9 protein-coding genes and 1 other RNA gene are annotated in these 8,833 nt (G+C 56.1%); 9 read left to right on the top strand and 1 reads right to left on the bottom strand.

Annotated features, from left to right (window positions below):
* Positions 1–113: 113 nt before the first annotated feature.
* The gene (locus QM579_RS02410) at positions 114–1,172 is read right to left on the bottom strand and encodes a spidroin-2 (protein ID WP_414997635.1); all 1,059 of its coding nucleotides are present in this window, start codon (positions 1,170–1,172) and stop codon (positions 114–116) included.
* 265 nt (positions 1,173–1,437) lie between these two features.
* Here QM579_RS02410 and QM579_RS02415 point away from each other — a divergent pair, with 265 nt between their 5' ends.
* The 9 genes from QM579_RS02415 to QM579_RS02455 all read left to right on the top strand — a co-directional run bounded on the left by QM579_RS02415 (position 1,438) and on the right by QM579_RS02455 (position 8,556).
* Positions 1,438–2,019, top strand: coding sequence for a manganese efflux pump MntP family protein (locus QM579_RS02415; RefSeq protein ID WP_414997636.1), 582 nt, complete (start codon positions 1,438–1,440; stop codon positions 2,017–2,019).
* Positions 2,020–2,094: 75 nt separating this feature from the next.
* The gene (locus QM579_RS02420; RefSeq protein WP_414997637.1) at positions 2,095–2,505 is read left to right on the top strand and encodes an OsmC family protein; all 411 of its coding nucleotides are present in this window, start codon (positions 2,095–2,097) and stop codon (positions 2,503–2,505) included.
* Positions 2,506–2,618: 113 nt separating this feature from the next.
* The gene (locus tag QM579_RS02425; protein ID WP_414997638.1) at positions 2,619–3,722 is read left to right on the top strand and encodes a glycosyltransferase family 2 protein; all 1,104 of its coding nucleotides are present in this window, start codon (positions 2,619–2,621) and stop codon (positions 3,720–3,722) included.
* Positions 3,723–3,820: 98 nt separating this feature from the next.
* Positions 3,821–5,176: a bifunctional UDP-N-acetylglucosamine diphosphorylase/glucosamine-1-phosphate N-acetyltransferase GlmU gene (glmU, locus tag QM579_RS02430; protein WP_414997639.1), complete on the top strand. Its 1,356-nt coding sequence runs from the start codon at positions 3,821–3,823 to the stop codon at positions 5,174–5,176.
* Positions 5,177–5,432: 256 nt separating this feature from the next.
* Positions 5,433–5,678, top strand: a complete 246-nt coding sequence (gene zapB, locus QM579_RS02435) for a cell division protein ZapB (RefSeq protein WP_414997640.1) — start codon at positions 5,433–5,435, stop codon at positions 5,676–5,678.
* A gap of 6 nt (positions 5,679–5,684) precedes the next feature.
* Complete coding sequence (locus QM579_RS02440; protein WP_414997641.1) at positions 5,685–5,957, top strand: cell division protein ZapA; 273 nt, start codon at positions 5,685–5,687, stop codon at positions 5,955–5,957.
* 11 nt (positions 5,958–5,968) lie between these two features.
* A non-coding RNA gene (gene ssrS / locus QM579_RS02445) (6S RNA) lies at positions 5,969–6,152 on the top strand.
* Between the two features lie 209 nt (positions 6,153–6,361).
* Positions 6,362–7,921 (top strand): ribonuclease Y, encoded by a 1,560-nt coding sequence (gene rny, locus QM579_RS02450; protein WP_414997642.1) that lies wholly within the window; start codon positions 6,362–6,364, stop codon positions 7,919–7,921.
* A gap of 32 nt (positions 7,922–7,953) precedes the next feature.
* Positions 7,954–8,556 carry a trimeric intracellular cation channel family protein gene (locus tag QM579_RS02455; protein ID WP_414997643.1) on the top strand — a complete coding sequence of 201 codons (603 nt, stop codon included), beginning with the start codon at positions 7,954–7,956 and terminating at the stop codon, positions 8,554–8,556.
* The last annotated feature ends 277 nt before the right edge of the window (positions 8,557–8,833 follow it).

The raw sequence follows: 8,833 nt of genomic DNA on the forward strand, positions 1-8,833 counted from the left end.
AGCCGATGCTCAGGGCGCAGACAAAAAGAAGCAGAAGAAAGAGGGGAAAGCGCATTGAAACCTCACTTTGTATGAACGTCATGTGGTGCGTCTTGGCTTCGCAAAGTGCCGGATCAGGCCGTGCTCTTCAGCAAATAGGTAATGAAGGGCAGGCTTTGGCGAACAATCAGCAACGCCAGAGCCAGCCAGTTGAGCCACAGCACCTGCAGGCGGGAACGCATAGTAAACAGTATGGCCCAGCAGGCAACGGCCAGGGTCAGCGGCACCAACCCTGTGATCTGCGGCATGAGCCAGTCGGGCAGTCCCTGGCCGCTGAACGAAAATCCAATGAACAGGCCCCAGCGGTCGATGCAGCGGGGTATATAGCCGATCAGCGCCCACAATGCGCACCAGCGGACGGCTTTTTCAAGGTCCACAGCAGCAGGGAAGTTGTCTGGTGTAGAGGCGGAAGAACGTGCGCGCCCCGCGTAGAAGACGCTCAGGGACAAAAGAGCCAATGCGCCCGCCGGGGCAAAGCTGGTGAAGTAATTGTGGGTGGCTGTGCCCAGCACGGCAGAAACCATGCGTCCCCACTCCATACCCTGTGGCGGACCGGAAAAGGACCAGTTGGGCAGGGCATGCGCCGCGAAAAAGCAGACCCCGGCCAGCAGATACAGGAACAATCTGCTGCGCATGGCGGCGCTGTCCAGTTGGTCATGTCTGCCGGACCCTTCAATGGGGGCTGGATTACGGCGTCCCTTGCGCAAGGAGTGCCCTTTGGAGCTTTTGCTGGCCGCGGCGTCTTCATCGGGTAGCCCGGCGGTCAAGGGAGAGCTTTTATCCATATATGCCACAACCCACAGGCAGCACAGGCCACCAATCCAGGCCAGTACAGTGGTTGTGTAGGGCAGCACCGCATCGTCCCACAGGGTGATGCCGTTGAGGGAACCGCTAAGGCTGATGAGGGTGCCTGCAATATCGGTGGCTGTCAGCAGGGGGCCGAGCAGGCCGAGCCCCAGGGCAAGACGCGTGAGGCGCTGTGTGCCCATAATGCACATGCGGGCGTTGCCGCGTCTTCCGGCCAGCAGGGTCAGGGCCATGATGACCGGCAGGGCCGCAGCTGCGCTCATGCCGATACTCAGAATATTAGAGGCCCATTGCCAGTAAAAAAGTCCCAGAGGTATGTTTTGCATGCCGTCTTGTAGCCTGTGAAGCTCGCTGTAGCAATACTGTCACATGCCCTGTCGCCAGGTGGAGCCGTGAATTGCCGCGCCAGCATGCGGGCTGAACTGGCCGAATATACGAAGCAATTTTCATAAATGGTTCTTTCGTTACGGGTATGCCGATTTTGTATTTCAGCATATGTATACTTGTCCGGCAGCGGGGCATGCCCTATAGTGTGCGGGTCTTGTCAAACCCCAAACCAAAAGCGCGGTCTGCCTGCGCACGAGATCCCGTATGACGTTTTTCGCCGTATTTTTGCTGGCCGTGGCCCTGTCTATGGATGCTTTTGCCGTTGCCGTGGCCTCGGGCTGTGCTTTGCAAAGGCCCAGACCCCGTCACTATGTGCGTCTTTCAGCCGCTTTTGGCTTTTTTCAGTTCGCCATGCCTGTTATCGGCTGGTACCTGGGCTTGTCGGTGCGGGAGTATATGGAATCCTGGGACCACTGGATCGCCTTTGTCCTGCTGGGCTGGATAGGCGGCAAGATGGCTTTGTCAGGACTGCGTGCGCTCAGACATCGTGAATCCTGCGCCTGTCCCACTGTGGATCCCACTGCCGGAAGCAATCTTTTGGTGTTGAGCGTTGCCACCAGTATTGACGCCCTGGCTGTGGGGCTTTCTCTGGCCATTTTGGGCACACCCATCTGGGGCGAGGCAGCCCTGATAGGCATTATTTGCGCGGCAATCACGGCTGGCGGCGTATTTTTGGGGAAGACTCTGGCCAATCTTTGCGCGCTCAACGGTTGGGCAGAACTGGTGGGAGGCTTGACGCTGCTTGTTATTGCCTGCAACATTCTGCGTGAGCATCAGGTGTTTTAACATCAAATCCATCCGCTGCGCTTACAGGCTGGTTCACTTGTTCCGCCGAAGCCGCGTGTGGAACAAGGAGGCCTTATGGCTACTGTGAGCGCCAAATACCTTGGTGATCTGCGTATGGAATGCGTGCATAACCAGAGCGGCACCAAGATCATTACCGATGCCCCCAGCGACAATCAGGGCAAAGGAGAATCTTTTTCTCCTACTGATCTGTGTGCCACTGCCGTTGGTGCCTGCGCCATGACCATTATTGGCATTTATGGCAAAAATCACGGTGTGGACGTGACAGGCACTGAAGTGGAAATTACCAAGACTATGAGCGCCAGTCCCCGTCGTATCGGCAAGATTGAGGTTGTTTTTAAAATGCCTGCACGGTCTTATTCCGAAAAGGAAAAGGCCAGCATAGAACGGAGCGCCTATTCCTGCCCCGTGCATCTGTCCCTGCATCCTGACGTCGAACAGATCTTTACCTTTATCTGGCAGGACTAAAGCAACTGCCTTTAAAGGTTTCAGCCTATCAGTGCGCCAACGGCAGTTTATTTGGATAGCCGTTGGCGCACAAATTCCCATTCTCATGCCACCCTCATGCCGCAGGACGCGCTATGCCATCTCCGCCGCTGGTTTCCGTCATTATTCCTACCTACAACTATGCCCGGTTTCTGTCTGAAGCCGTACGTAGTGTCTTGAGCCAAAAGACAGACAATCTTAATGTGGAAATCATCGTGGTGGACGATGGTTCTACGGACGATACGCAGGATGTGGCGAAGACCCTGGGAACGGGCGTCACCTATGTCCGGCAGGATAACCAGGGACTCGCGGCTGCGCGTAACACGGGCCTGAGGGCTGCGCATGGGGATTTTGTAGCTTTTCTCGATGCCGACGACCTGTATACGGAAGATGTGCTGACTAGCCAGATGAAAGTTTTCGCGGAGCAACCCCATCTGGACATGGTCATTTGCCGTTGTGCGGAAAAGCGGGATGAAGAGGATTCTGGCCCCATGCATCTGTGGCCCTTGGTCAACAGTCATTGGGATATACACTCCTGCCATTCCAATTTGGCTCCGGTGCACTGTCACCTGACGCGTATGGACCTTGTGCGGCGGGTGGGCTTTTTTGATACGGCACTCAAGTCGTGCGAAGACCACGATTTTTGGCTGCGCTGTTATGGTATTGGCTGCCAAGCGGGCGTGAATCCTCTTGGACTCGTCATATACAGAAAGCACGGCGACAACATGACGCACAACTCCGAGCGTATGTTTTTTCATGATGCCCTCATGCACTTGAAAGTTCGCAGCATGCTCGACGGCATCCCAAGCTATCCCTCAGACAAGCTTGCCGGTTGGCTGGCACACGCGGCGGCCTGCCTGTTTTCGATGGGTACGATGGCCTTCAACAGAGATATGTCGAACAAGATGCAAGATTTTTTTGTGCAGGCCGTGCACAGGGCTGTGGCTTTGAACAAGGAGGGTGGCGAAGCCGAGGCGCAACTGTTGCGCATCCGCACACATTACGTTGTAAAATGTTTGCTTTCAGCCCTGTCGCTGGAGTCCATCCTTTCGCCACAGGCGGCCAAGGCCGTCATGATTTTGAAGCGTCTCTTCCCCAGAGTGGGACAGCTTGCGCCAAAGGCATTGGAGGCCCGCCTGCACAGTGGTTTTTTGCGGCTTTGCGTCCCTAGCCTCGCGCTCCAGCCGTGCGGGGAGTAAGGATATGCGCACCCGCATTTGCCTTGCCGTTTTTCACGCAAGAGGCTATTGCACTGCGTGAAGTTATTCCGCTTTTGCGCAGAGATAAGGAGACAGTAATGCCAAAGAACGCAGCCCTCATTCTGGCGGCAGGCAAGGGCACCCGCATGCATTCCGACAAGCCCAAGGTTTTGCAGACCATGCTGGGCGAACCCATGCTGGCCTGTGTGCTTGCGGCTTTGCGCCCCGTATTTGCTGAGGATGTGTGGATTGTGACTGGGCACCGGGCCGATATGGTGCAGGCCGCCTTTCCCGAAGTGCCGCATGTTCTTCAGGAACAGCAGCTTGGCACCGGGCACGCTCTCATACAGGCTTTGCCCGCCCTGACCAGGGCTGGCTGCACGCATCTTCTGGTTGTCAACGGTGACGCGCCACTGCTTTCCGAGTCTCTTGTGCGGCAGTTTCTGGCCGAGGCCGTGGGGGCCGATCTGGCTTTTGCCACCATTGAACTGGACAATCCCGGGGCCTATGGCCGGGTAGTCAGGCAGGGAGATGACGTGCGCGCCATTGTTGAGGCCAAGGATTACGATCCGGCGCTCTATGGCCCGCCCACCAACGAAGTCAACGCAGGCATGTATTACTGCGCGCTTGCTGCTGTGGAAAGTCTGCTGCCCCACCTTGGTAACACCAACAAGAGTGGCGAATATTATATCACCGACCTCGTCGGTTTGGCCGTGGCGGAAAAATATAATGTTCTCGGCGTACGTTGCGGGCGTGACGACGGCCTCATGGGTGTGAACTCCCCTCTGGAACTGGAGCGGATGGAAGAAACACTGCGTGCCCGGCGTGTGCGCGACCTGCTGACCTCTGGCGTTATTATTCACGCTGCGGACAGTGTGCGCGTGGGGCTTCTGGCTGAGGTGGAACCCGGTGTGGAACTTACAGGCCCTTGCGAAATTTACGGATGCTCCCGCGTCTTGCGCGGGGCCTCGGTGGCCTCGCATTGTGTGCTGCGCGACAGCGTCGTCAGCAGCGGCGCGCAGATTCGCTCTTTTTCGCATCTTGAGGGTGCGCAAGTGGGCGAAGGGGCCCTTGTGGGGCCTTATGCCAGGCTGCGTCCCGGCGCTGTACTTGAGGCCGAATCTCATGTGGGCAACTTTGTCGAGCTGAAGAAGGCACGCCTGGGGCAGGGCGCCAAGGCCAACCATCTGAGTTACCTCGGAGATGCCGATATTGGCGCTGGCAGCAATATCGGGGCTGGCACCATAACCTGCAATTACGACGGTAAAAACAAACATATCACCAAGATCGGTCAACACGCGTTCATTGGCAGCAACACCGCACTGGTGGCTCCGGTGAGCGTGGGCGATGATGCTCTTGTGGGGGCCGGATCGGTCATCACTATGGACGTGCCTGCCGGTGAGCTTGGTATTGCCAGAGAAAAGCAGAAAAACCTGCCGCGCAGAAAGAATTGACGCGCTGTTTGCATCGCCAGGCAAGGTTGCACGACGTTCCGTCAAAGCTGACGCGCGACATTCATTTGCCTTGCACACGGTTTTCAGGCGAAATTTATGGCAGATATGTGAAAATTGGTTTGCCAAAAGTGCCGCAAAGCCGCCATTGAGGCCCATAAAATCTACCCGCGCCGTCAAGTCAAGAACGGCGCGGTTTTTTTTGGATTTTGCCGCATCCATTCTTGCCAAGGCTCTGGTGCGATGCTATCTATGAAGCATGGAACTTCTGGAACAGCTTGAAACACAAGTTGGGGCTCTTTTGGCCAGGCTTGACCGCCTTAAGGCGGAGAACGCGCGTATTAGCGCTGAGTCTGCCGCTATGGGGGCGGAAAAGGCCGCTCTGGAAGATGAAAACCACAGACTGCGTGAGGCTCTTGAGAATGAAGAACAGCTGCGAGCTCAGGCGCTTACGCGCATTGACGCCGTGCTGCGCAACATTCAGGAGCACGACAGCGTAGAGTAGGTTTTTGTGAATCAGGACGCTATTAACCTTACCGTTCTTGGCTTGAGCATAGCTTTCAAGCCCGGTGCAGATATGGACCGCGTGTATGAAGCTGTGCGGCTTGTCGAAGAACGGTTTGCTGACCAGAAGCTGAGGTTCCACGGAGGGCAGACCAAGGATATTCTGCTGACCTTTATGGCCCTTGGACTGGCGGATGATTTGTTGCAATCGCAGAAAGAGCAGGCTGACGCGCATGAACGCGTCGGAACCCTGCTTTCGAAGATAGAGGAATCTTTTTAGATTCCTTATGCGCTTCCCTGGGGAGCGCGTGATTTATGCCTCGGTGCTAACCTGACAAGATTGTAAAAGGGAGTAGTCTCTGTTCTCTGTGTGCAAGCCCGGCCACGACCGGGACGCCTTAAGAGAACATACAGGCTCCCGACCTGGTTATCCAGGTTCTGTACCGCATGCATGACACGGCTCTCTGGGGAAAGCCGCTTTCAGCAGTAGTTTGGGATTCCAGCTTCCGCTATGGGCCTTCATTCCTTTTGCAACGCCATCCTCATTGCCGCGTCCGCGGCATCCAGCCAGGGTCTCAGCAGCCCCTTTGGGCTCCATTGCTACGTCGGCCTGTATTGGGCTGTCGGTGTTCGCCGGGCTGGTTCTAGGGCTGGTCCCGTATTGATAAAAGAGAGGCTGGATTCATGGACCCATTGTTCATAGTGGCGCTGCTGGCGTCCGTGTTGCTGGGGGCGGCACTGGGCGCGGTGGTGTATAAGCGGTCTACAACCAAGCGCATCGGCGACGCCGATGACCTGGCCAAGCGTATTGTGGCCGAGGCACGCAAAGAGGCGCAGGCGCAGAAAAAAGAAATTTTGCTTCAAGGGCAAGACGACCTGTTCAACCAGAAACGCGAACTTGAAAACGAGTTCAAAGAGCGTGAGCGTGAAGTCAAAACACGCGAACGCAAACTGGAAGAAATGGGTGGCCGCCTTGAAGAAAAGCTGGAAAAAGCCACCGCCAAAGAGCACGAATTGCTCGCTTCTGAAAAGGATCTGGCCCGCAAGGAACGGCAATTGACCGAATCCGAGATGTTTCTGCAAACCCGTATAGAGGAGCAGGAACAGCGCTTGGCGCAGATATCTGGCTTTACCGTTGATGAAGCCAAGGCGCAGCTTTTTACGGAAGTCGAAGCCAAAACGCGGCATGAATCCGCCAAAATGATCCGCCAGATCGAGATGGAAGCCCGCGAAACTGCCGACCGCAAGGCCAAAGAAATTCTTTGCAATGTCATCCAGCGCTATGCGGGCGATTATGTGAACGAGCAGACCGTCACTGCCGTCGCCCTGCCCAGCGAAGACATGAAGGGCCGTATCATTGGCCGCGAAGGCCGCAATATCCGCGCGCTTGAATCCGCCACTGGTGTGGATCTCATCATTGATGACACTCCTGAAACCGTCATTCTTTCCGCTTACAGCCCCTTGAGGCGTCAGGTCGCCAAGATGGCCCTGGAACGTCTTATTCAGGATGGCCGCATTCATCCCGCCCGTATTGAAGATATTGTGCAGAAATGCGAACAGGAACTGGACGCCCAGGTGCGCGAAGTTGGCGAACAGGCCACTTTCGACGCAGGCGTACACGGCATCCATCCCGAAATCGTGCGCCTTCTCGGGCAGCTGCGCTACCGTACCTCTTTTACGCAAAATGTGTTGCAGCACTCGCTGGAAGTGTCCGCCCTGTGCGGCATGATGGCAGCGGAGCTGGGCATGGATGTAAAAAAGGCCAAGCGCGCCGGCTTGCTGCATGACATCGGCAAGGCTGTGGATCATGAAGTAGAAGGCCCCCACGCGCTTATTGGCGCAGACCTGGCCAAGAAGTATAATGAAAGCCAGGAGATCATCCACGCTATCGCCGCCCACCACGAAGACCAGCGCCCGTCCACGGCTTTGGCCGTGCTGGTTCAGGCGGCGGATTCCATTTCAGGCGCACGTCCTGGCGCACGCAAGGAACTGCTTGAAAACTATGTGAAAAGGCTGGAAGATCTGGAAGGCATCGCCACCAGCTTTGACGGCGTCAGCAAGGCTTACGCCATTCAGGCTGGACGTGAGATCCGCGTGATGGTCAATTCTGATCAGGTGGATGACGACACCACCTATGTCCTGTGTAAGGATATAGCTGAAAAAATTGAAAAAAATCTGACATACCCTGGGCAGATCCGCGTCACGGTCATCCGCGAACGGCGGGCTGTAGGCCTTGCCAAGTAGGTTGGCGTAGCGCAGGGCACAGGTCATATAGTATGACACAAGACCCTTTATTATATGTTCTTGATCTGGCGGCCAGCTTTATGCTGGCCGCCGCCGCATCCTGCCGGGCGAGATCGGGCGGGGCACATTTCAGCGGCGCAGCGGTGTTGGCCTGTTTGGCTGGCCTGTCTGCGCCGCTTCTGCGTGAAAGCTTGCTGGGGCATCCGGTGTTGGCCTTGAACCGCGGAGACTATCTTGCTGTTTCTGTTGTTGGAAGCCTGATAGGTGTAGTTGTGGCACGCAGCAGGCATTCGTGGAAAGCTTTTTACTGGCTGGACAGTCTGGGCCTGTCTCTGGTCGCCGGGGTAGCAGCCGTAGCCGGGTTCTTTTCAGGGCTGGGCGTTACAGGCTGCCTCGTGCTGGGGGTACTGTCCGCTCTGGCTGGCGGGGTAGTGCGCGATGTAGCCTTGGGCGACAGTGCGCGTTTTGTGGAAGAAGACCTTTACGCAACTGCCGCGGCGCTGGGAGCAATGCTGGCACTGGCCGCCCTTATGTATGGAGGGGCAGCCCCTTGGCAGAGTGCTCTGGCCGGGTGTGGGCTGGTTCTTGTGCTGCGCGGATTGCGCTTGCGTAGAGGGGATATGGGGCCTATTTGAAGGCAATTGTGGGAAATGTTGTAAAAAAACAAGATTAGCCTTGACTCTTTGAGGTGGTTCTCCTATCTTCTCGTTTCGCGCAACGGCGGTGACTTCAAAACGACACACAAGCGAAACAAAGTTTCGCGAAGTCGAAGAAAGTGATTGACCGGGTTCGAAAAGAGGAGCATAAGTCTCCCTCGCTCATACAAAACTGAATAATGACTTTGACTTGCGATGCCAGGAACTTTTCGGAAAGCGAAAAAAGTGATTGACAGTTTAAGCAAAGGGGAGCATA

This window comes from Desulfovibrio sp., from assembly GCF_047607245.1.
In the GTDB taxonomy this organism is placed as follows: Bacteria; Desulfobacterota; Desulfovibrionia; order Desulfovibrionales; family Desulfovibrionaceae; genus Desulfovibrio.